Origin of the sequence: Microcoleus sp. A006_D1 (assembly GCF_036702805.1) — a bacterium.
Lineage (GTDB): Bacteria > Cyanobacteriota > Cyanobacteriia > Cyanobacteriales > Microcoleaceae > Microcoleus.
Genome location: NZ_JAUBVZ010000005.1, coordinates 288,865 through 309,704, shown reverse-complemented (window position 1 = coordinate 309,704; position 20,840 = coordinate 288,865). Strand labels below are relative to the sequence as shown.

At 46.3% G+C, this 20,840-nt stretch carries 15 protein-coding genes and 1 pseudogene; 4 read left to right on the top strand and 12 right to left on the bottom strand.

What is annotated here, in order from left to right; all coding sequences use genetic code 11:
- Positions 1–251: 251 nt before the first annotated feature.
- The 7 genes from QUB68_RS11845 to QUB68_RS11815 form a co-directional block, all read right to left on the bottom strand.
- The gene (locus tag QUB68_RS11845; protein ID WP_332992481.1) at positions 252–1,097 is read right to left on the bottom strand and encodes an ABC transporter permease; all 846 of its coding nucleotides are present in this window, start codon (positions 1,095–1,097) and stop codon (positions 252–254) included.
- A 104-nt stretch (positions 1,098–1,201) separates the two neighbouring features.
- Positions 1,202–2,113 carry an ABC transporter permease gene (locus QUB68_RS11840; protein ID WP_332992479.1) on the bottom strand — a complete coding sequence of 304 codons (912 nt, stop codon included), beginning with the start codon at positions 2,111–2,113 and terminating at the stop codon, positions 1,202–1,204.
- A gap of 152 nt (positions 2,114–2,265) precedes the next feature.
- Complete coding sequence (locus QUB68_RS11835; RefSeq protein WP_332992478.1) at positions 2,266–3,396, bottom strand: ABC transporter substrate-binding protein; 1,131 nt, start codon at positions 3,394–3,396, stop codon at positions 2,266–2,268.
- 184 nt (positions 3,397–3,580) lie between these two features.
- Positions 3,581–4,711, bottom strand: a complete 1,131-nt coding sequence (locus QUB68_RS11830; protein WP_332992476.1) for an ABC transporter ATP-binding protein — start codon at positions 4,709–4,711, stop codon at positions 3,581–3,583.
- A 255-nt stretch (positions 4,712–4,966) separates the two neighbouring features.
- Complete coding sequence (locus QUB68_RS11825; RefSeq protein WP_332992475.1) at positions 4,967–5,605, bottom strand: DUF4340 domain-containing protein; 639 nt, start codon at positions 5,603–5,605, stop codon at positions 4,967–4,969.
- 229 nt (positions 5,606–5,834) lie between these two features.
- Positions 5,835–7,943 (bottom strand): GldG family protein, encoded by a 2,109-nt coding sequence (locus tag QUB68_RS11820; protein ID WP_332992473.1) that lies wholly within the window; start codon positions 7,941–7,943, stop codon positions 5,835–5,837.
- Between the two features lie 44 nt (positions 7,944–7,987).
- Positions 7,988–8,893: an Rpn family recombination-promoting nuclease/putative transposase gene (locus tag QUB68_RS11815; RefSeq protein WP_332992470.1), complete on the bottom strand. Its 906-nt coding sequence runs from the start codon at positions 8,891–8,893 to the stop codon at positions 7,988–7,990.
- Positions 8,894–9,042: 149 nt separating this feature from the next.
- On the opposite strand from QUB68_RS11815, the gene QUB68_RS11810 reads away from it, so the two are divergent.
- Entirely contained in the window at positions 9,043–9,186 is a 144-nt protein-coding gene (locus QUB68_RS11810; protein ID WP_332992467.1) for a hypothetical protein, read from the top strand.
- Between the two features lie 11 nt (positions 9,187–9,197).
- Here QUB68_RS11810 and QUB68_RS11805 read toward each other — a convergent pair whose 3' ends face one another.
- The 5 genes and pseudogenes from QUB68_RS11805 to QUB68_RS11785 form a co-directional block, all read right to left on the bottom strand.
- Positions 9,198–9,998 carry an ABC transporter permease gene (locus QUB68_RS11805; protein ID WP_332992465.1) on the bottom strand — a complete coding sequence of 267 codons (801 nt, stop codon included), beginning with the start codon at positions 9,996–9,998 and terminating at the stop codon, positions 9,198–9,200.
- Positions 9,999–11,513: 1,515 nt separating this feature from the next.
- Positions 11,514–12,219: pseudogene (locus tag QUB68_RS11800) on the bottom strand (ABC transporter ATP-binding protein); the annotation flags it as partial.
- A gap of 722 nt (positions 12,220–12,941) precedes the next feature.
- Positions 12,942–13,589: a Uma2 family endonuclease gene (locus QUB68_RS11795; RefSeq protein WP_332992464.1), complete on the bottom strand. Its 648-nt coding sequence runs from the start codon at positions 13,587–13,589 to the stop codon at positions 12,942–12,944.
- A gap of 108 nt (positions 13,590–13,697) precedes the next feature.
- The gene (locus QUB68_RS11790; protein ID WP_332992463.1) at positions 13,698–15,341 is read right to left on the bottom strand and encodes a trypsin-like peptidase domain-containing protein; all 1,644 of its coding nucleotides are present in this window, start codon (positions 15,339–15,341) and stop codon (positions 13,698–13,700) included.
- A 265-nt stretch (positions 15,342–15,606) separates the two neighbouring features.
- The gene (locus QUB68_RS11785) at positions 15,607–15,813 is read right to left on the bottom strand and encodes a hypothetical protein (RefSeq protein ID WP_332992461.1); all 207 of its coding nucleotides are present in this window, start codon (positions 15,811–15,813) and stop codon (positions 15,607–15,609) included.
- A gap of 889 nt (positions 15,814–16,702) precedes the next feature.
- Here QUB68_RS11785 and QUB68_RS11780 point away from each other — a divergent pair.
- The 3 genes from QUB68_RS11780 to QUB68_RS11770 all read left to right on the top strand — a co-directional run bounded on the left by QUB68_RS11780 (position 16,703) and on the right by QUB68_RS11770 (position 20,836).
- The gene (locus QUB68_RS11780) at positions 16,703–17,554 is read left to right on the top strand and encodes a glycoside hydrolase family protein (protein ID WP_332992459.1); all 852 of its coding nucleotides are present in this window, start codon (positions 16,703–16,705) and stop codon (positions 17,552–17,554) included.
- A gap of 107 nt (positions 17,555–17,661) precedes the next feature.
- Entirely contained in the window at positions 17,662–18,576 is a 915-nt protein-coding gene (locus QUB68_RS11775) for a peptidoglycan-binding protein (RefSeq protein ID WP_332992457.1), read from the top strand.
- A 148-nt stretch (positions 18,577–18,724) separates the two neighbouring features.
- Positions 18,725–20,836: a caspase family protein gene (locus QUB68_RS11770; protein WP_332992455.1), complete on the top strand. Its 2,112-nt coding sequence runs from the start codon at positions 18,725–18,727 to the stop codon at positions 20,834–20,836.
- Positions 20,837–20,840: the final 4 nt, after the last annotated feature.

The window sequence follows — 20,840 nt, the reverse complement described above, 5'->3', positions numbered from 1 at the left end:
CTGGAAGCAAAACCTCCAAAACCCGGTTTCTCAAAGATGCCGGGTTTTTCATTAGACTTCTTGCATCAATCTTTGATTAATAAGCAACCGCAGTTTGTAGGGTGTGCACTGCGCACCGGTTGAATTTGACACCCATTCCCCCAGCGATTGACTTTTCGGTGCTTTTAGACGCACAATACAATATTAATTAGCCGGTGCGCATTGCGCACCCTACAACTAATGACTAATGACTAATGACTAATGACTAATAACTAATTAGCCCGTTTTTGATCGCCCCTACCGCGCAAATATTCTGCTAAAAACGCCAATCCTCCCGAACCGACTATCAACAGCACGCTGAGAGCATTAATATCGGGTTTCACCCCAGTCCGAATCCGGCTAAAAATTTCCATCGGCAGAGTTGTAGTCCCGCTACCTGCGGTGAAACTCGCAATCAAAAAATCGTCCATGCTGAGGACAAAAGACAGCAGACAACCAGAAACAATGCCGGGTATTAATTGAGGTAACAAAACCTGAATAAAAGCTTCAACAGGCGTTGCACCCAAATCCAAGGCTGCTTCTTCTAAAGACGGGTTTAAATCTGCCAATCTAGTAGAAACAGCTAGAGCAATGTAAGCCAAACAAAATACAACGTGGGCGGCAACAATTGTCCACAAACTCAGAGGAATAGCCAGTGCCGCTAAAAATACCAGAGTAGCAACCGCGCTCGCAATATCTGGAATAATAATTGGTAAGTAGGAAACTCCTTGATATAAACTTTTGCCGGGAAAGCGGTAGCGGGCTAAACCAACAGCCATGAGAGTGCCGAGTACAGCCGAGATAGCAACTGCACAAACAGCCACTGTTAAACTGTTTCTCAGAGCAATTAAAATCCGCGTATCGCTAAATAATTTAACGTACCAATCTAAAGTAAATCCTTCCCAGCCGGCGCTAAAACGCGATTTGTTAAAGCTGTAAAATGTGAGTACCAGGATGGGCAGGTACATATAAAAAAACATTAAAACGGTGAATATTGCCTGCCAAGAAATCTTAAATTTAGGTTTTAAGTACATATCGGGTTGTATTTCCTCCTGTGGATTGTCGGCGGTATTTTCCATATCTTGGAAATTGGTAATAGGTAATGGGAATTGGTTATTGGTTATTGGTTATTGGAACAGTCAACAGTCAACAGTCAACAGTCAACAGTCAACAGTCAACCAACTTAAACTGCATTACGATCGCCATATTTGAGTAAAAGTGCAATTCCGATACTCACTGCAAAAATTAATACCATACTCAGAGCCGATCCTAGCCCCCAATTTTGAGTCGCCCCCAAAAACTGATTGTAGATTAAACGAGCCGCCGTCATGCTGGAAGCTCCACCGAGCAACTCGGGATCGACAAAATCGCCCAAACAGCTAATAAATACTAGCAAAGAACCCGCCGCAATCCCTGGCATCGTCTGCGGTACTGTCACTTGCCAGAAAGTTTCTACCGGATTAGCGCCCAAATCCTGAGACGCTTCTAGTAATCTGCGATCGAGCTTTTCCAAAGAAGCGTAGAGAATTGTTACAATATATGGCAAATAGCTGTAAGCCATGCCGATGAGAACGGCGGAACTTTGATTTAACAATTCTAGAGGAGGGATGCCTACAAGGGCTAAGACCGAGTTGAGAACGCCCGTAGGACGCAGTATTGTAATCCAAGCATACGATCGCAACAGCGAAGAAGTCCACAGCGGCAACACAAAGCCCAACAACGTTAAATTCCGCCACTTGGGCGAGACATTGAGGGCTATCCAGTAAGCGACGGGAAATCCCAACAGTAAACACAGAATAGTCGTTCCCGTGGCGAAAAAGAGCGATCGACCCATTACCTGCAAATTCAGCGGCTCAAACACTCGCAGGTAGTTGGCGATTCCCGAAGGATTCACCAAATCTCCCGGCTTAATATTTGGCACCAAACTAAGCTGAAAAATCACCAGAGTTGGTATTACTAATAATAAAACCAGAAACAAGCCAGAAGGGCCGAGCAATGCCAGCGGCCCAGCCCACTTAGACCACGGGGGAAGTGTTTCAGGCTTCGAGGGAGCATTGGGAGGAATCGGAGGGGGAGCTTTGGTGGAAACAGCCATAAATCAATTTTTTTTGAGTTTTTAACCGCAGATAACGCAGATTAACGCGGATATAATATGGATCGAGTGGACGATCGACTATGGGGGCGGATTGATGTAAAAATTGGGTAAAAGTCAGAGATTGCGCGTAAAATCCGCCCTACAGGTGACGATCAGCCGCTGGTTAACTTAGTCCAATAGCTATCGTACACTTCCATAAATTTGCCTACTGGAGCCACACCTTCGCAATTTTTCAGAACATCTTCCGAAGGGAAAAGAATTGGGTTTTCCCGGACTTCCGGTGTCAACAAACTAAAAGCATCTTCCGAAGGAGTTGAAAAACTCAACCGTTCGACTAAAGAAGCAGCGACATCCGCTTGCAACATAAAGTTAATCCACTTATAAGCTGCTTCGGGATTGGGAGCACTTTTAGGAATTACTAAAGTGTCAGTCCACAGAGAAGAACCGCTTTTTGGCACGACATATTTCAATTTATCGTTGTCGGGAATTACTTCATTAGCATCAGAAGAATAACACATAGCTACCTTCAAATCCCCCGTCAGCATTTGTGGCCGCCAAGCGTCTGTTGTGAAAGATGCGATCGCAGGTTTGAGTTCCACCAACTTTTCGTAAGCTTGTTTAACTTGCTCTGGGTTCGTAGAATTCAGAGAATAGCCCAGCATCCGCAACGCAGCACCCATAACTTCTCGAACATCGCTGGCTAGCGTCATTCGCCTTGCTAACTCCTTTTTGTGCTGCCACAAATAGCTCCAATCTTCAGGAGCTTCTTTGAGTTGTTCGCTGTTGTAAATCAAGCCTGTGGTTCCCCAGCTCAAAGGCACGCTGTAGCGGTTTCCTGGGTCATAGACAGGGTTTTGGAACTGTTTTTTTAGCCGATCGAGTCCGCCCAAAATCGAGTGGTCTAATGGAGTCAACAGCCCCAGTTCCGTCATCTGAACCACCATGTAGTCAGACGGGTAAATGATGCTGTAGGCGCGGCCACCGCCGGCTTGAACTCTAGCTAGCATCTCTTCGTTGGAGCTAAACACGTCGGCGATGACGCGAATGCCTGTTTTTTCAGCAAAGCGATCGAGCAAAGCTTTATCGGTATAGCCTGCCCAAGTATAGATAAAAAGTTGGTCAGCAGCACCTTTGACGGGAGGAGCAGATTGTACATCTGCAAGTCGCCAGCCACAACTGGAAAGAGCTAACCCTGAGATTGTCGCCGCCGAATTTTTTAGGAACTGACGGCGTGTAGAATTAGCCGGGAAAATCCTGGAAATTGGTAGATTTGTCGGAGGCACAGTTTGATTTTAGATTTTAGATTTTAGATTTTAGATTGGGGCATTGGGCATTGGGCATTGGGCATTGGGCATTGGGCATTGGGCATTGGGCATTGGTAATTGGAATTGGAATTGGGAATTCTCCCCCTCTCCCCCTCTCCCATTCTCCCCCTCTCCCAATCTCCCTCTCTCCCCCTCTCCCCCGTTAGGATCGATCGCCCAAAGCCAGACAATCAGTAGTCCCCCAGTAAGCATAAATCGGCGTGTTCTGGTCTGGGAAAGAGCCGCCGGTATTTGGTTGTCGCACAGTAATTTGATCGCCCGACGGTAACTCAACCACGTAATGAACGTGGGTGCCCATGTACATAGTATTTTTGAGCCGCCCTTCAAAACAGTTGACCGACGCTTCCGGCTGGTAAAGATTTAAATATACTTTTTCCGGCCGGACGCTGACCACCACAGAGTCGCCAGTGACACCACTCCACATATCCGACTGCTGAACGATTATTTTCAGATTGGCTGATGTGCGAACTGTGATACTCGATCGATCGATCGACTCCACCGTACCAGAAAACAAATTCGTATCCCCAATAAAATCCGCCACAAAAGCCGACTGGGGGCACTCATAAATTTCTTCAGGAGAGCCAATTTGCTCAATTCGGCCCTCGTGCATTACCGCAATCCGGTCAGAAAGACTCATCGCCTCTTCTTGGTCATGAGTCACCATCACAAAAGTCAAACCCAACTCTTGATGCAAATTCGACAATTCCAACTGCATCTGCTTCCGCAACTTCAAATCCAGAGCACCGAGAGGCTCATCCAGCAGTAGAACCGCCGGTCGATTTACCAGAGCTCTCGCCAAAGCCACCCGCTGCTGCTGGCCGCCCGACATTTGACCAGGAAACCTGTTGGCGAAAGATTCCATTTTCACCAACTGCAAAACTTCCCGTACCCGTTCTTCAATTTCCGCTTTCCCCAGTTTTTTAATCCGCAATCCAAAAGCGATATTGTCCCAGACATTCATGTGTCCGAACAGAGCATAGCTTTGAAACACAGTATTTACCGGACGGCGGTAAGCTGGAGTGTTGGTCATCGACTGGCCGCGAATCATCAATTCGCCCGCCGAGGGAGTCTCGAAACCAGCGATTAAACGCAGCGTGGTAGTCTTACCGCAGCCGGAGGGGCCGAGAATGCTAAAAAATTCTCCTTGACGAATGCTGAGGTCAACTCCGCGAACTGCGGTTTCGCCGTTAAATACCTTAAAGACCTTGCGGAGTTCAACGTCAAGCGCTGTATCCGTTGCTGTCGTACCTTGGTTGAGTGCTGTCTGAAACATATTCGCCCTTTCCTGGGGTTAATGCACGCTGCTTAAATACAGTTTAACTTTAGACTTTTCTGTATTTTAGGCGAGGAATGTTGAAATTGAGAGGTTTTGGGATTTGTTCTTTAGATTTTATCTCAGAGCGCACCATTCTCAGCAACAGGCAAGATGCCTGTTCCACAAGAAAATTCACTCTTTGTGGAACAGGCATCTTGCCTGTTCATAAAAGGCTTATTGAGAATGGTGCAACATCTCAGAGCGACCTGCCATCTATTGATTCTCAGGAGTTGGCGTGGGAGAGGGTGTTTGCGGCTTCTGTGGTTTGGGTGCTTCTGCTTTTTTCCACTCAGACAAAGGTCGCTGTACGGCATTTTTAAAGTCAAAGGGCACCAGCAGGACGGGCAAATTTTCGGCTGAATTTTGAGGTGGCGCTTCCGCCGGATTGGCTTGGGCGTACAAGAAGCGGCCGCTAAAGTCTGTTTTGCCTAAAACTAGGCGGTGAGTTTCCTGGTTGTCCAGCTTGACTGTGACTGTAGCTTGCGGTTGGTCGAGACCGAATTCTGGCAGTTGAGCGGCTGTAATATTAATTGTGCGATCGCTCTTTCCTGTGGCCAGCCTGTCTAGCAAAAAATCCACCGATGCCTGACTCGCGTGTGCTTGCACTGGCAATTTCATTTCCCAGCTAGACTTGCCTCCTTTTATAGCATAAACTCGTTCAAAAGTCAAGATTTTTTCCGGAGTTTTGACTGTAAAGAATTGTACGCGATCGGACTTAAAAGCAAAAATTTTCTGTTTCTCTTCCTTAGCCGCTTCCTGTTTCGGAGTCACTTGCATCTCGTACAAAGAAACAAACCCAATCATGCTCAGCGCGACGGCTATCAATACGAATGTATTTTTCTGCAATTTCATAAGTAGAAGGAAGAAGGAAGAAGGAAGAAGGAAGAAGGAAGAAGGAAGAAGGAAGAAAGAAGAAGGAAGAGTTATTGTAGGGTGCGTCAGGGCTAACTATTTTGACCGCAGACTGATAATTTTTCCTCTGACGCACCCTAGGGGAATTGGCAATGGGTGGAAAAACAAGAAAGAAGAAAATAAATCCGTTAAATCCCGTACATTGCTCGTTGCCGAACTTCCTTCGCAATTATCTTCTCTTCCACCAGATAGTGCCGCCAATTCCCAGTCCGAGTAAAGGCCAAATCAGCCAAGCTAAAACCAGCAAGCCTATTTGGACGACACTCATGTTAATGCGGCGGTTGGTAGCTTTTTTGGGACTGATAGAAAAGCTTTGCTGGTCAGGTTTGCTCAACCAACTGACCGAGTTGACAAATACGTCGCTATTGAGTTGTTGGTCGAACCAACCGTTAGTCACAAATTGAGATGTGCCAATTACTACCATGCGCGATGTTTTTCTAGGAGTTGAAGGCGCAGAAGGAGTTGTGGTTGGACTGGGAGATGCTGTGGGAGATGCTGCTGGTGTTGGTGTGGGCGAAGTTTCGGGAGATGCTGTGGGCGAAGTTTCGGGCGAAGTTTCGGGAGATGCTGTTGGTGTGGGTGAAGTCGTCGGTAACACTGGAGGCGTAGCTTCTTGGGAGACAATCACCGAATAGCTAATTGGGGAAGCTGTCGGCGAAGTCGTCGGTGATGGCGAAGTCGTCGGCGATGTTGTCGGTGAAGTTGTCGGTGATGGTGATGTTGTCGGAGATGGCGATGTTATCGGCGAAGTTGTCGGTGATGGTGATGTTGTCGGAGATGGCGATGTTATCGGCGAAGTTGTCGGTGATGGTGAAGTTGTCGGTGATGGTGAAGTTGTCGGTGATGGTGAAGTTGTCGGTGATGGTGAAGTTGTCGGTGATGGTGATGTTGTCGGTGATGGTGATGTTGTCGGTGATGGTGAAGTTGTCGGTGATGCTTTCGGGGATGCTTGGGGTGAAGGCGTGACGGGTGTTGGTGAGGGTGAGGGGTTTAAGGGAGTGGTGTCAGAACCCGATCGCACTAAAGCCACACCTAATAATAGCGGGCCTTGTCGATCGGTCTTCGGATCGAACTCCAATTTCTTAGTTGTCAAATCGCTTTCCGCCCAACTTTCCTGACTCGTCCACAGCAGCGGTTTTTCCTCTATCCCTACTACTGGCGAGGTTGAGAGAGCACGCGCAAACGGAAAGAAAGAAGTGCCGGTGCTAAAACTTTGAGTAATCGGATGTTCGCCGTAACGCCTAACTGTGGGAACCGTGGGGCCCAGGCCGAATCTTTGACCGGTACCCGAAGCATCGATAGCCAAACGGGTGTCTAGTTTTATGCCCCATTCTTGCAGCATTTTGTCCAATCCCGTATTAATTCCGGGGTCTACCATTAAGAATAAACTGCCGCCGCGATCGAGATAAGCTTTTAGTGCTTTAATTTCTGTATCGGAAAACGGTTTTTCCAGCCCAGCAACGATTAAAGCATCTGCATCTTCCGGAACTTCTTTGCGTTCGGTAAAATTCAGGGTTTGGGCGTTGTAAAATTTGTCTTTGAGAGCTTTTTCAGCTTGCTGAATGCCACCTTGACCTTCTTTTAGCGGACGGGCGCCTTTGCCTTGCAAAAAGTAAACTGTAGGAACGCGAGTGCTCAGAATTTCTTCTAAGCCATTAGTAAGTTTGATCTCTGAAAGACCTTGATTCGGGTCACTACCAAAAGCAGTGCCGCCTTTTTGCAGCACTTGTTTTTTGTCGCCGGATTGCAGGTAAACTTCTCCGATGCTGGTAATGCTAAATTCCCGGGCTTTTCCCGGTTGGGCTTGCGGGTCTACAAACTCGTATTGGAATTTTTCGCCTCCCTCGCGTTTGTAGCTTTGCAGCAATTCTTTAATTTGGGGATTTTGCAGGGGGTCAAATACCCAAACTTTGACGGGTTGTTGCAGGTTCCGCAGTATTTGTTGAGTCTGGGGGGCGAGGGTAAATTGTTGGCTTTCGGTTAAGTCGATGCGGACGGGATAGCGAAAGGCTATGAAGTTAATTACTCCGAGAATTGCAAAGACGGCGAGGGTAGCAATCAGGGCGTTGGTGCCCGCTTGAGTAGAACGCTGCCCCCAAAAGCCTTGTTCGTTAGTTAAATATAGCAGCCAAAGTGCGATCGTCACTATTCCGGCAATAACTAGACCGACTGTCAGGGGTTCCCACGCTGCGGATACAAGTCTTGCTGTTAACCCGGCTGCGGTGAAAAGGGGGCCCAGCCAAAAAATATACTTCCAATTTGTTTTGCTAATTTTCATAATGTAAATATTGTGTGACCAAATTTCGGTTCGAGAATGTTATTCTATATCGCCTGAGACTCCAACCATGCTGTTAAATCTGACTGCTGGTTGAAATCCAGGATGGCATCTCCCAAGTCTTCTAATTGCTGTAGGTCTAATTGACGGATACAATTTTCAGTTTCCGGTTCTATTGTGCCTAAACGCCGCACGATTTGACGCAATATTAATGACTGTTGAGCAGTTTTTGTCACCTGTTCTTTTGCTAAATCTAGGGCAATCTGCTGGTCTTGAATCCACTGTTCTTGGCTTTGCAATTCCTTTAATTCTTCGGGAGTGAAGTTGTCCTCGCTGGCAATTCTCAAAGCTTGCTCAATTTCGGGAAATGCACTCAGGGTTTCTGGTAATGCCTCCAGAGTGCTGGTATTTTTGAGAAAGTAAATCCATTGGTCGGCGCTTGTTTCTAAGGCTGATAATTCTTTGCTGAATTTGGGGAGTTCGACAAACACTAATTCTATTTCTGTATCGGGACAGTCAAGCTGTGGCTCTTTTTCTTGAAAAACAAACCGCGTCATATATTCCGGCTGATTTTCAAACATTTCAAAATCGGCAATTTTTAAGGAAATTACTGTTTTTAGTCTTTGGTAACGTTCTTCTCTTGTCAACTGGAGGCTGTAGGTTTTGGCAGCGTTGTACAAAACTCTTTTCTCGAAGGAAGGCACGTTGAGCAGTTGGATTTCAACGAGGGCAATTCTGTCACCGTTAATTATGGCTTTGACATCTAGGCCTGTATCTTGGACTCCGAAAGCTTGATTTTGTCCTGGTTGGGATTCGATTATTTCTAAGTCTTCGATGACTGGCTGTGCTTCATAAATGATGGCGTTTAAAAAGTCAATCAGGATGTCTTTGCTGTTGGTGGAACCAAATATTTTTTTGAAGGCAAAGTGGTTTTTGGGATTGATAAATCTCATTTTTTGAGGTACTTTCTAGAAGGATTCACAGGAATTGTTCATTCAGTTGACAGTTGACAGTTGACAGTTGACAGTTGACAGTTGACAGTTGACAGTTGACAGTTGACAGTTGAGGGCTACCTCTACCTGGAAGTCCGAGGATTGGAGTAATGAATAGTCTGCTTTTAATTTCTCCCTACAAGGGTTCCGGCTTTAACCCAATTCTTTCTGGGAATTGGGAATTGGTAATTCTCTCTTTGTCCTCTCTCGCACTCCTCTACTCTCCCCTGATTCACTCCCACTCCCGAATCTGAACCTTGGCTGTTTAAGAACGCTGATATCGCAAGGCGTCGATGGATTGGGCGGTGAGAAATACTCCTAAAATGATGTAACTGGCAAACATAATTAAACTGCTGGTATCGAAAACTCCCTTGACAAGATTGGTGTAATGTGTTAGCAGCGAAAGTTGTCCTAGGGCTGCTCCGAAGGGGCCGCCGATACCGACCGCGGCTGCGTCAATCACCCACAGAAATAATACTAGAGTGAAGGTGAGGATGGCTGATAAAATTGTGCTGTCTGTGAGGGAGGAAATAAACATTCCGAGGGACAATACTGCTGCTGCTAGTAAGATTAGGCCGCCGTGTCCTAGCAGTAGGACGCCGGAGGGTACGGGTGGGGTTGAGGAACTTAGGGCGATCGCCTCGCAGAACAACAGAGGCAGCAACATTGTGGTGTAAAATGTTAATACGCCGAGGAGTTTGCCCGTAGCAACTGCCCAGTTTGTTAAGGGGGATGTGGCTAATAGTTCTAAGGTGCCGCGTTTGCGTTCTTCTGCGTAAAGTCCCATGGAGAGTGCGGGTAGTACAAACAGTGAAAGGGAACCCATGATTCGCAGGAATAGTTGCAGAAATTCGTAGGCTATGTCGATGGGAGGTTCGGTAATTCCGGCTTGGTCTCGCTGGCCGATTTGGAGAATTAAGCCGTCGGGGGCGAGGAGAATGGCGATTAAAAAGTAGCCGGTAATTAGCCAAAAGACGGCGGCGATTGCATATGCTAATGGCGAGGCAAAATAGCTTTGCAGTTCTTTGCGGTAAATGGCGACAATATTACTAATCATTACTAACATTTGGGAATTGGGAATGGGTAATTGGTAATTGGTAATTGGTTCATTCTGAGTTGCCTGCTGGTGGTGTTTTGCTGTCGTCGCTATCCTGTTGCTTTCTTTCTGTTTGTCGCTTTCTGCTAACAGGTGGCTGTTGTGGTTGAGAATCGCTACTCGGTTGTGGCTTTTTTTTAAGTTGCCGATTTTCTGCAACCGGTTGGGATTCTGGTTGAGAAAGCTCGATCGACTCTACGATTTCCGCAACTGGTGCGGATTCTGGTTGAGAATGCTCGATCGACTCTACGATTTCTGCAACGGGTGCGGATTCTGGTTGAGAAAGCTCGATCGACTCTACGATTTCCGCAACTGGTGCGGATTCTGGTTGAGAAAGCTCGATCGACTCTACGATTTCTGCAACGGGTGCGGATTCTGGTTGAGAATGTTCGATCGACTCTACGATTTCCACAACTGGTGCGGATTCTGGTTGAGAAAGCTCGATCGACTCTTCTGTTTTGGCAATTTGCAGAAAATTTGGAACCGGAGGCGGTTCGGAGGGAGAAAGCTCGATCGACTGTTGTCTTTCTACAATTTCCAGAAAATCTGCCACTGGTTGCATTTCTGGTTCTAAATCGCTGATTGCTTCTGGTGTGTGTGCAACTGGTTGGGATTTTGGTTGAGAAAGCTCGATCGACTCTACAGTTTCTACAACTTCCGGATTTTCGACAATCGGTTCTGGTTGATGATGCTCGATCAACTCTGATAATTCTACAACGGGCTGGGATTCTGGTTGATGATGCTCGATCGACTCTGATAATTCTACAACGGGCTGGGATTCTGGTTGATGATGCTCGATCGACTCCGCGATTTCTGCAACGGGCTGGGATTCTGGTTGATGATGCTCGATCGACTCCGCGATTTCTGCAACGGGCTGGGATTCTGGTTGGTGATACTCGATCGACTCGGCGATTTCTGCAACGGGGTGGGATGCTGGTTGGTGATACTCGATCGACTCTACGATTTCCACAACCGGTTCGGATGCTGAATGAGAATCATAGAGGGATTCTACAGTTTCTACAACTGGTTCGGATGCTGAATGAGAATCATAGAGAGACTCATGCCTATCCGAAACTGGCAGATTTTCCACAATCGGTTCCGATTCCGATTGATGAGAGTCGGCGATGATCGGTGATTCCGATTGATGAGTATCCGCGATCGAATCTTGAATTTCTGCCGCTTCTTGCAGATTTCGATCGACCTCCGGTTCGCTGTGAACCAGACTTTCTTCCGGTTTCTTTTCAGCCGCTGTCAGCCGTAAAAACACATCTTCCAGAGTAGCCCGATTGCGGCGCATTTCGCAGAGTCCGAATCCAGAGGCGATGATAGCTGCGGCGATTTCTCGTCCGGGTTCTATTTCCGGTTCGCACAAGGCCCGCAGACGGTAGCGACTGGCTAAAAATTGCTGGTTTGGGATCAATTCGATCGATCGAACTCCCGGCAAATTCTCCAAACAAGGTAACAGCAGATTGTTGACCAAATCCGCCTCACCTTCAACTTCGACTTCGTAACCCGAACCTGTGGCCAACTCTCCCATCAAATTTTCGGGAGTACCCGCTGCGACGATTTGACCGCGATTGATGATGGTGACGCGGTTGCAAGTCATGCTGACTTCCGGCAGAATGTGGGTCGAAAGGATGATTGTGTGTTGGCCGCCGAGACTTTTGATTAAATTGCGGACTTCGATAATTTGTCGCGGGTCGAGGCCGACGGTTGGTTCGTCTAGGATAATCACGGGCGGGTCGTGGACGATCGCCTGCGCAATACCAACTCGTTGCTTAAATCCTTTAGAAAGTTTGCGGATTAAAACTTTGCGTTTATCAACCAGGCCACAGCGTTCGATGGCGGAGGTAACTCGTCGCGCGCGATCGCCCGCAGGTACTTGCTTAATCCGCGCCACAAAAAACAGAAACCCTTCCACAGTCATTTCAGGATACAGCGGCGGGTTTTCCGGCAGATAGCCGATGCGCTGTCTAACTCCCATCGAGTTTTCGTGAACGTCCAGGCCAGCGATGCGGGCAGTACCGCTGGATGCCGGCAAATATCCCGCCAAAATCCGCATGGTGGTGGTTTTGCCGGCACCGTTAGGCCCCAAAAACCCGAGAATTTCTCCTGATTCGACCGAAAAAGACACGTCCGCGATCGCTGCGGTCGAACCGTAATTTTTGCTTAAGTGGTCTACTTCAATCATTTGTCAGAAATCAGTCGATTTTAGGTTTGAGATTTGAGGTTTTAAATTAACTCCACGGGTTGCGTGCGGAGTTACAGAGTCTCGCTGGCAGTGCAGGTCGATCAAATTTATAGCGCAAATTTTAATGTGATTTTGTTTTCCAGTGTAGTCCGGCAAGAACCAAATTTATCATAACTGTCGATCGTACAGAGAAACTGGCGGCGATTTTTGGGCTGCTGTCGTCCGACTTCGGCTAAGGTTGAGATTGCTTTGGTTGATTTATAAGTTTAGCTAATATTTATGTCGCTTGAGTTTTAAAGTTTAAAACAATCACTCTAATTTTGGATATTTCATAGGCTTCCTTATTGATTTCATTCTCATTTATTTGACGAAAAAAGGTCGTTTGCGTGGTATTATGAATTTGATAATCTTGGCGACGTATGTCAATTTATAAAATACAGCTTGAAACCCTATATATTCCGTTTTTAGGGTTTGTGTCGGGTAGTTAATTGTTTTTTATACAAGTAGTTCAAAATATATTTTTGTTTCGGAGTGTTAAGGGATTGTCAAGTGGGGGTTGACAAAATAACGCTTTTATGAAGTAGACTTTTTGACGAACCGCGTTGGCGTAGCCTGCGCGAAGCGCTTAGGCGCTAAGGGCTCCAAGGAAGTTCGGCAGCGGATTATGTAACGGATGTAACGGATGTAACGGATAGAGGAAAGAAGGAGAAAGAAAGCAGGGATTATGGTTGCTGAAATTGAGTTAATAGCCAACTTCCTACTTGTGCTTGGTCTTGAGTCCGACTTCGGCGCAAGGCTTCTTCTAGTAAAGCAATAGTTAATCCCGGCAAAACTTCGGATTGCACAAGTCGCCGACTGCCATTATCAGCAATAATTGCAAAGGCAAGAATTTCTATTTTTTTTACGTCTATTACCCAGTATTCGGCGACTTTTAGTTCTTCGTAAAGCAACCGTTTTTCACCAATATCATCAGCCAAAGTTGAGTCAGCAACTTCGATGACTAAATCTGGCGGTGGAGTAACGTCAAGACTGGCGATGGAAGTTCCTTGAGGTGCTAATTTAGCTCTGTCTCCAATGTAGTAAGATACGTCTGGCTGACACTCTCGAACTCCTGTTTTCCGGTAGCTACAGTTATCCAAACCATTAAGAGAAATTCCCTTGATAGTGCCAAATAAGTTAATTGCAAAAACTGTAATTGGATTGTCGCGTGAATGAGTAGGGCCTACTGACATGGTTTCAATCCTCATTTGTCCGTTGCGATAGTAGCATTTGGCTTTTTTGTAAGCCGGGTTATCTGCCATCTCGATAAATTCTTCCCAGCTAGCTACTACCCAGGTATCTGTTGGCAATTTTGTCTTTAGTTCGCTCATAATTTTTTTGTGATGCCAAATATCTATTATATAACAATCCTCAATCGAATGCCAACCTCTCTCTTTCTCCTCCTCTGCGCCCTCTGCGCCCTCTGCGGTTAAAAAATCTTAACTCCTTTTCCAAATCTTAATTTCCCCCAACCAACCCGCACTCACAATAGTCTTAGCATCTGCGCTAATTGCCACAGCAGTAACATAGCCAGAATGCCCGCTCAAACTACCTCTCAATTCGCCCGATCGCAAATCCCAAAGTTTCACACTCTTATCCCAACTCCCAGTAACCAGTATACTCCCATCCCGACTGATTGCCACAGACCAAACCCCATCGGTATGTCCACTCAAACGCCGAATTAACTGCCCGTTTCCGACATTCCATAACCCAACAGTGCTGTTGCTGTTACCGGCGGTCAAAGTTTTGTCATCGGGAGTAAAAGCTAGGGACAAAACAGACAAGTTTTTGCCGCCAATCGTGCGAATTGCTGCACCTGTCGCTAAATTCCACAACCTAATTGAACCATCTTTGCTACCGCTAGCCAAAGTTTGGCTATCGGAACTAATCGCCACAGCATTCACTAAGCCAGAATGCCCGGTTAAAGTTCGCAGCAATTCCCCGGTTTTCGCATTCCAAACCTTAATCGTTTTATCCCAACTGCCGCTGGCAACAAACTGACCGTCGGGGCTGACGGCAACACTCGAAACAGCACCGGAATGCCCGCTCAAAGTGCGTACAACCGCGCCTGTTTCTAAATTCCAAATTTTTACAGTTTTGTCATCGCTGCCACTAGCTAATACTTTTCCGTCGGCACTGGCGGCCAATGCGTTTACCGCTTCTGTGTGTCCTTGCAGCGTAGTTTTCAATTGCCCGCTGGGGAAATTCCAAACTGAGATTGTGCCGTTGCTGTTTCCTGTGGTAAAATAAGCTGAAGCTAGGGCAAGGGAACTGACAACTTCTGAAGGGCTTTTGAGGGTATTTGTGGCTGCAAAGGCGATCGCGCTTCCAGGCTTCCGAGGCGGATTATTAACAGGAGTTTTCGGGTTTCCGGCTGTTGGAGATTGCGGAAGGACTGGTAACGAAATAGTCGATCGCCATTTCATGAAAGTATTGATTTCTATCCCCGCCGCCACGATTTTATCCGAATTGTCCTCTAACCTAACAATACCGTTAATCGCCACAACTCGCCCCGCGTCGTCGAGCACTGGCCCGCCGCTCATCCCTGCTCTCACTAAGTTATTGTATACCAAAGTATAGCCGTTCCAAGGAGTCTGGCGGCCGGTAAGCTGACCTTCCGTAGCGATGAAAATCGGCTGTCTCAGGGAACCGCCGGATATGGGCCAACCAGCCACATAAGCCTTTTTTCCGGGAGTTGCGGCGGAATTTGCTAGTTGAGCGAGACGGTAGCTTTGAGGGCTGCTGAAGGGTACGACGGCTAAGTCCATCCCCGGCACTCGCCGCACGAGGCTATATGATACAGAGTGAGCTTTGCCGTCGGGAGTTACAACTTCGTAATCGCCGGCTTTATCCACCACGTGCCAGTTGGTGAGAATATAGTATGTGTTGCCTTGTTTCTCTAAAATTACTCCCGAACCACCTTTTGGCCCCTGGATGCGCACGGTAATTTCTTTGGCGACGGTTTTAACGGCGTCGGCGGTTAATCCTAGGGCGATTTGAGGTGATGTCAGTGGGATGAGGGCGATCGCACTTAGGCCGATCGCAGCACTCAAAATAGCCGGAATTGTTCTGCTGTAGTTCATTATTGTGTCAATTTAACATACCAACATATCAACGGACGGATTAATTTTCCGGTTGGTGGCATATTTTCACACAAAATGAGAATCGAAGTTAGTAGCGTGTGTCAGCTAGAGTTTGTAGTGAATAATTGAAAGTTTAAGAACTGACCGAACCTTACAGCTACGGGTGCGTCAGTTTCTATGCTATTCAAAGCCTGTGTCAACTTAGCACGCTCCGCAGCCTACGGCTTCACAATATTTGATACAGCCGTAGGGCGAGCAGAAAAACTTAGAATCGGGAACCGCAAATAGACTCAACAATAGCAACTGGCTTATCTCTATTCTTTTCTCGGCAAATCAGAATTTGAGCCAAACGCTGCTCGGAATAATACCCATTAGCTATCCAGCCGATGGGTGCGCCGGCGATCGCGCCGACTGCTATACCAGTGATGAGACTCAAAACAAGATGCTTTCTGGCGATCGGCTTTTGTTCCATAAAAATTTATCCTCAGCACTTACCCTTAGCAAAAATAGCAAAAATAAAAGTTAGTTACTTCCTCCTATTTACTTATTTCCCAAGTAGTAAGCGATTATTAAGCATCATGTTCTTCACAGTCCGCTTAACGCCATCCCCAGCAGCAATAATCAAGTATTGGAACTTAACAAAACTGAGAGCAAAAAATACCTAGCCTTGAGAAACTGCTACCAAGAGTTAACACACTAAAATCTCCGAGAACAAATAGCCCAAGCCAAGCAAGCATCGAAAAACGCTGAAGCTACAGAGTTCACGCGGGGAAACCCCCTCTGAAATCAAGACAGGTAAAGCGTTGAAGCGGATTTACCAAGGGAAAATATAGCAGAATACGCGATTGTTAATGCTTTTTTGGTCATTGCGCGACCCGAAATCAATCTCAGCATCTGTTTTTCACAGCGTTTTGCCGATCGCACTCTGCAATCCCAAGCATATTGAAATATAACAGCGACAATCGCAGCTTAATTGAGCATAACTATGGCAGAGATCGATCGCCCCCATGCCTCCAACTGCGTTCTCAAAACCCGAAAAAGTAGCGATTACCTACCTCTATTTTTCTTGGATAGCGATCGGCTTAAACCCATATTTAGCTAAGCTTTTAAGTTTTTTTGACCGTTTAAAAACATTTAATTTAATAGAATAAATTAATTTATATAAAGGTTTAGAGAAAATTTCTGGATCGGTCTTGGGATAGCCGTAATGGTGAAAATAATTTATCGCAACCAATTCAGAAAAAATATCAATTAATACACTCTTTCCAATTGGTTTCGAGAGGCTAGCTCTTCCTCGGCGCTAGCTAAGGTTCAGGAAGCATCTTTTGACCAAATCTACCTTAAAAACAGGCAACTCTAAAATGTCAAGATGGCTGGAAATATTTAAAGATGGTCGTGTGTACGAAATGCAAGACGGCCTAGCTATTAAAGTCACGGAGACTAATGGGCAAGTAAAAGCATTAATTGATGCTTTAAAGTTCAGCGTGGCTAAAACATATCATATTCATCCTCCCGACAAACAACCGCCTGATGTAGCAGAACGCAGAGGTTCAAAGCATATCAATCAAGAAGGCTTTAAGCTTCTGACTGCGTTTGAAGGATGCGAGCTGACTGCTTATGATGATGGCGGTGGAGTTTGGACAATTGGTTATGGACACACTGGCGATGATGTGTTTCCAGAAATGACCATTAGCCAAATGAAAGCAGAAGAATTGCTGATCGGAGATTTAGAAAAATTTGAATCCTATGTTGAGGATGCCGTTGAAGTTCAGCTTAATGACAATCAGTTTTCTGCGCTGGTTTGTTTCTGCTTCAACGTGGGCCCAGGAACAGAAGGTTTTGGAGGTTCAACTCTTCTGAAGCTGTTGAACGACGGAGATTATCAAGGAGCAGCCAATCAGTTTCCTGTGTGGAATAAAGTCAATGGCGAACCCTGGCCAGGGCTGACACGCAGGCGCTTGGCTGAGCAAGCTCTATTTTCAGGAAAGCCTACAGTTCGGGTTCTCAAACTTACCGAGCCAATAATCCAAGGTGAGGATGTGCGACAAGTGCAACAAGCTTTGATCGATGCAGGTTTTGATATCGGAGCCGATGGAGCTGATGGCATCTTTGGAAAGGGAACGGATCGAGCAGTTAGAGAGTTTCAAAAGCAAAAAAAACTGACTGCGGATGGGATTGTTGGTGATGAAACTCGAATGGTATTGGGCGTTTAAGGCAAGTAAATTTAATGCCATTAGCGTGACGATACCGCAGTAAATGCTAGGACTTTCACTAGCTCGATCGCGATTTATTTCACTTAATTATAAATTGGGAGAATGCGATGAGCGATACAACCGTTGATACATCTAATCAAACAGGAAATTATGAGTTTGAGCCTTGTATTGAAATCAATGAGGGAGAAGCCCGTTCGTCGGGAGGAAGGAAAGGTAGTTTTAATGGCTTGCTTCAGGATGCTCCCGGCTGCTCGACCTCAATTGTTAACGGGTTGTCACAGCAATTGATTCATCAGATGAATCTGATCATTCCAGATGCTCTGGTTAGCTTTGACGATCTGAAGAATGTGCAACTTGAAGATGCAGCTTTTCCGTTTCTGCAACCTTCAGCCAAGCAGGGATTGCAGCAGGCGATTCAGGAGCGAGGCATCACGATGTCCATAAATTCAGCTTACCGGACGATCGCGCAACAACTTCTTTTGTATCGATGGGGTAGTGATTGTGGTTTTCCTGTGGTGGCTCTTCCAGGCCAAAGCAACCATCAAAGTGGGTTGGCGTTGGATATTGAAGACCCTGATGGCTGGGAACCTTTCCTCGAACAGTATGGTTGGCGGCGGCTGGGATCTTTCGATCCTCCCCATTTTGATTATGTGGGTGAAGGCACTCAAGACCTTCGCGATACAGCCATGTTGGCTATTCAAAAGCTTTGGAACAAGAATCATCCGAAGGAAACGATTGATGAGGATGGTGGCTACGGAGATCAAACAGAGAAGGCCCTAAATCGATCGCCAGCAATGGGTTTTGCTAAGGCACCGTGGGATGAAAAACCCAGAATTTTACGTATGGGCCGGCCGCTGATGGAAGGTTCTGACGTTGAAAAGCTTCAGGAAGCACTGAACATTTCGCCTGTCGATGGGGTTTTCGGGCCGGGGACAGAGACAGCGGTTAAAGACTTTCAACAAAAGAACGGTTTAAAACCCGACGGAATTGTCGGGCCAAAAACTCTCGAAAAAATGGCTTAACTGGTTCGCGAGCTAGTTAACCAAACCTTGAACTAAAAGATGTGTTGCTAAATTAGCAGAGCTTTCTGAAGAAACTTGTGGCTTCAGAACTCTGCTCATGCAACAACTCTGGTTATTAACACATACGCTGGAGTAATGAAGCAATATCATGGCTAACCAATCTGAGCAAACACCGAATATTTACGCCTTATTAATTGGCATTGATGAGTATAATTCTAATCGGTTGTACAAAAATCTTAAAGGATGCGTGCGCGACATTAATCTTGTAGCAAGCTACCTCTTAGATACACTGAAGTTTCCATCCGAACGAATTTTCAAGCTGACTTCTCCGAATCCTGAAGTCGCTGAAACCATCGAAACTAAAGATGTGCTACCAACTTATGAAAACATTGTGGCAAAGTTTAAGGCCATCACAGAAATAGCGAAATCAGGAGATCAGGTATACGTTTACTACTCCGGCCACGGAGGACAGGCGACAACCATCTATCCAGAAGTAAAAGGGGCTGACCAATATGATGAAGGTATTGTGCCAATGGATATTGGCGATGGAGGTCGCTATTTACTGGATGTGGAATTAGTGACGCTGTTGAAGCGGATGACAGACAAAGAATTGATTGTCACGCTGATTATGGATAGCTGCCACTCTGGAGGAGAAACCAGAGGTGATGCTGCTATCCGCAGCGGAGGAGGAACTGATACAAAACCACCAGAAAAGAAAAGTTTGGTTGCTGAAGACGAAGAGTTGATCGCAAATTGGAAGGCTCTAACTGAAGGAGGAGATGGTGAGATTGCATGGATTCCTCCAGCCAAGAATTACCTTCTCTTGGCAGCCTGCCGCCCTAATGAGTATGCCTACGAGTATGCGTTTGACGGTAAGGAGCGACATGGAGCGCTGACTTACTGGCTAATTCAGACTCTGGCGACCAGTTCTAAAGGACTGAGTTTCAGAAAGCTGTACGATCGCGTTTGCGCTCAAATTCAGAGCAAGTTTCCCCAACAGTTACCCATGTTAATAGGTGACGGCACTCGCGCAGTATTTGGGAACGAAACCTTACCGCATTACTACAGCGTGACAGTTAGCAGTGTAGATGCCAATCAAAAGCAAGTCACCTTGAATGCAGGATTAGCTCACGGGCTCAGTAAGGGTACGCAATTTGCGATCTACCCACTAATTGCCACAGATTTTTCCAACAAACAACAGCAACTGGCGATTGTGGAAATTGTAGAGGTTCAAGCTTCTAAATCGGTTGCTAAAGTTGTCGAACCGAAAGACGGAGGCATTGAGGTTGCACAAGAAAGCAAAATCGAACCGGGCGCTCCTGCTGTCATGGTATCTGCACCCGTCGATCTCGTGCGTTTAGTCCTGTTGTTAGATAACAAAGAAGCCGGCGATAAGGAGTATCAATTACCAGCCGAGTTGGTTGACAAACAACAGGAAGCTTTAGAGAAAGTTCGGCAAGCTCTGGCTGGGAATGGTTGGGTGGTTGAAGTGAAAGCAAGCGACAAGGAAAAGTCTCACTATCAAGTTGCAATTGGCAGAGATGGCGAGTACGAAATTTCTAGTGAAACTCCCTTGAAAAATTTAGGAAACCCACTCCAAATTGATGCTCCCGAGGCGGCTGTCGCAGCAGTCAAGCGCTTAGTTCACTTGGCAAAATATCAGGCTGTTCAATCCCTAGATCATCCGTCTTCGGAACTTGCAGACAATCTCGAACTAGAATTGCTAGACGAGAACAAGCAACCATTTGCTGAGCCCAGTAACATCAGACTAACACAGGGTCAACAGGTATTTTTGCGGATTAAAAATACCCTTTCTCAAGATTTAAATATTGCCGTTCTGGATCTTGATGCAACTTGGGCTATTTCTCAAATGCCTATCAAAGGTACCGAAAATATTTTCTTTCCCCTAGACAGCAAAGATGAAATATACCTCCCTATGGAGCCTGAAGTGCCAGAAGGTGAGGACTACAAACAAGCTAAAGAAACTCTGAAGCTGTTTGCAACTCGCGGAATCGCTAACTTTCAATGGCTAACCTTGCCTGCCCTTGATGAAAATTTCGGCAAAAGAGGAGCTCTTGACGAAGAGCTTGAGAGGCAAGCCCAAACAAGGGGTTTAGGTATTAATCCTCTCAACAAGCTCTTAGGTACTATTGGTGCTGATGTTGAGAATCCGCCCGAAACTCGTCGAATGCGCGTTAAATCCGATCCGAATGCTGAGTGGCTAACCAAGCAGGTGACGTTTACTATTACCAAAGAATAGTTGC

Excerpts from the sequence above, each read along its gene's own strand:
- QUB68_RS11780 (WP_332992459.1), top strand. The coding sequence starts at position 16,703 with ATGTCAAGATGGCTGGAAATATTTAAAGATGGTCGTGTGTACGAAATG.
- QUB68_RS11845 (WP_332992481.1), bottom strand. The coding sequence starts at position 1,097 with ATGGAAAATACCGCCGACAATCCACAGGAGGAAATACAACCCGATATG.
- QUB68_RS11795 (WP_332992464.1), bottom strand. The coding sequence starts at position 13,589 with ATGAGCGAACTAAAGACAAAATTGCCAACAGATACCTGGGTAGTAGCT.
- QUB68_RS11785 (WP_332992461.1), bottom strand. The coding sequence starts at position 15,813 with ATGGAACAAAAGCCGATCGCCAGAAAGCATCTTGTTTTGAGTCTCATC.
- QUB68_RS11770 (WP_332992455.1), top strand. The coding sequence starts at position 18,725 with ATGGCTAACCAATCTGAGCAAACACCGAATATTTACGCCTTATTAATT.
- QUB68_RS11815 (WP_332992470.1), bottom strand. The coding sequence starts at position 8,893 with ATGAGATTTATCAATCCCAAAAACCACTTTGCCTTCAAAAAAATATTT.
- QUB68_RS11825 (WP_332992475.1), bottom strand. The coding sequence starts at position 5,605 with ATGAAATTGCAGAAAAATACATTCGTATTGATAGCCGTCGCGCTGAGC.
- QUB68_RS11805 (WP_332992465.1), bottom strand. The coding sequence starts at position 9,998 with ATGTTAGTAATGATTAGTAATATTGTCGCCATTTACCGCAAAGAACTG.
- QUB68_RS11790 (WP_332992463.1), bottom strand. The coding sequence starts at position 15,341 with ATGAACTACAGCAGAACAATTCCGGCTATTTTGAGTGCTGCGATCGGC.
- QUB68_RS11820 (WP_332992473.1), bottom strand. The coding sequence starts at position 7,943 with ATGAAAATTAGCAAAACAAATTGGAAGTATATTTTTTGGCTGGGCCCC.
- QUB68_RS11830 (WP_332992476.1), bottom strand. The coding sequence starts at position 4,711 with ATGTTTCAGACAGCACTCAACCAAGGTACGACAGCAACGGATACAGCG.
- QUB68_RS11775 (WP_332992457.1), top strand. The coding sequence starts at position 17,662 with ATGAGCGATACAACCGTTGATACATCTAATCAAACAGGAAATTATGAG.
- QUB68_RS11810 (WP_332992467.1), top strand. The coding sequence starts at position 9,043 with ATGAATAGTCTGCTTTTAATTTCTCCCTACAAGGGTTCCGGCTTTAAC.
- QUB68_RS11840 (WP_332992479.1), bottom strand. The coding sequence starts at position 2,113 with ATGGCTGTTTCCACCAAAGCTCCCCCTCCGATTCCTCCCAATGCTCCC.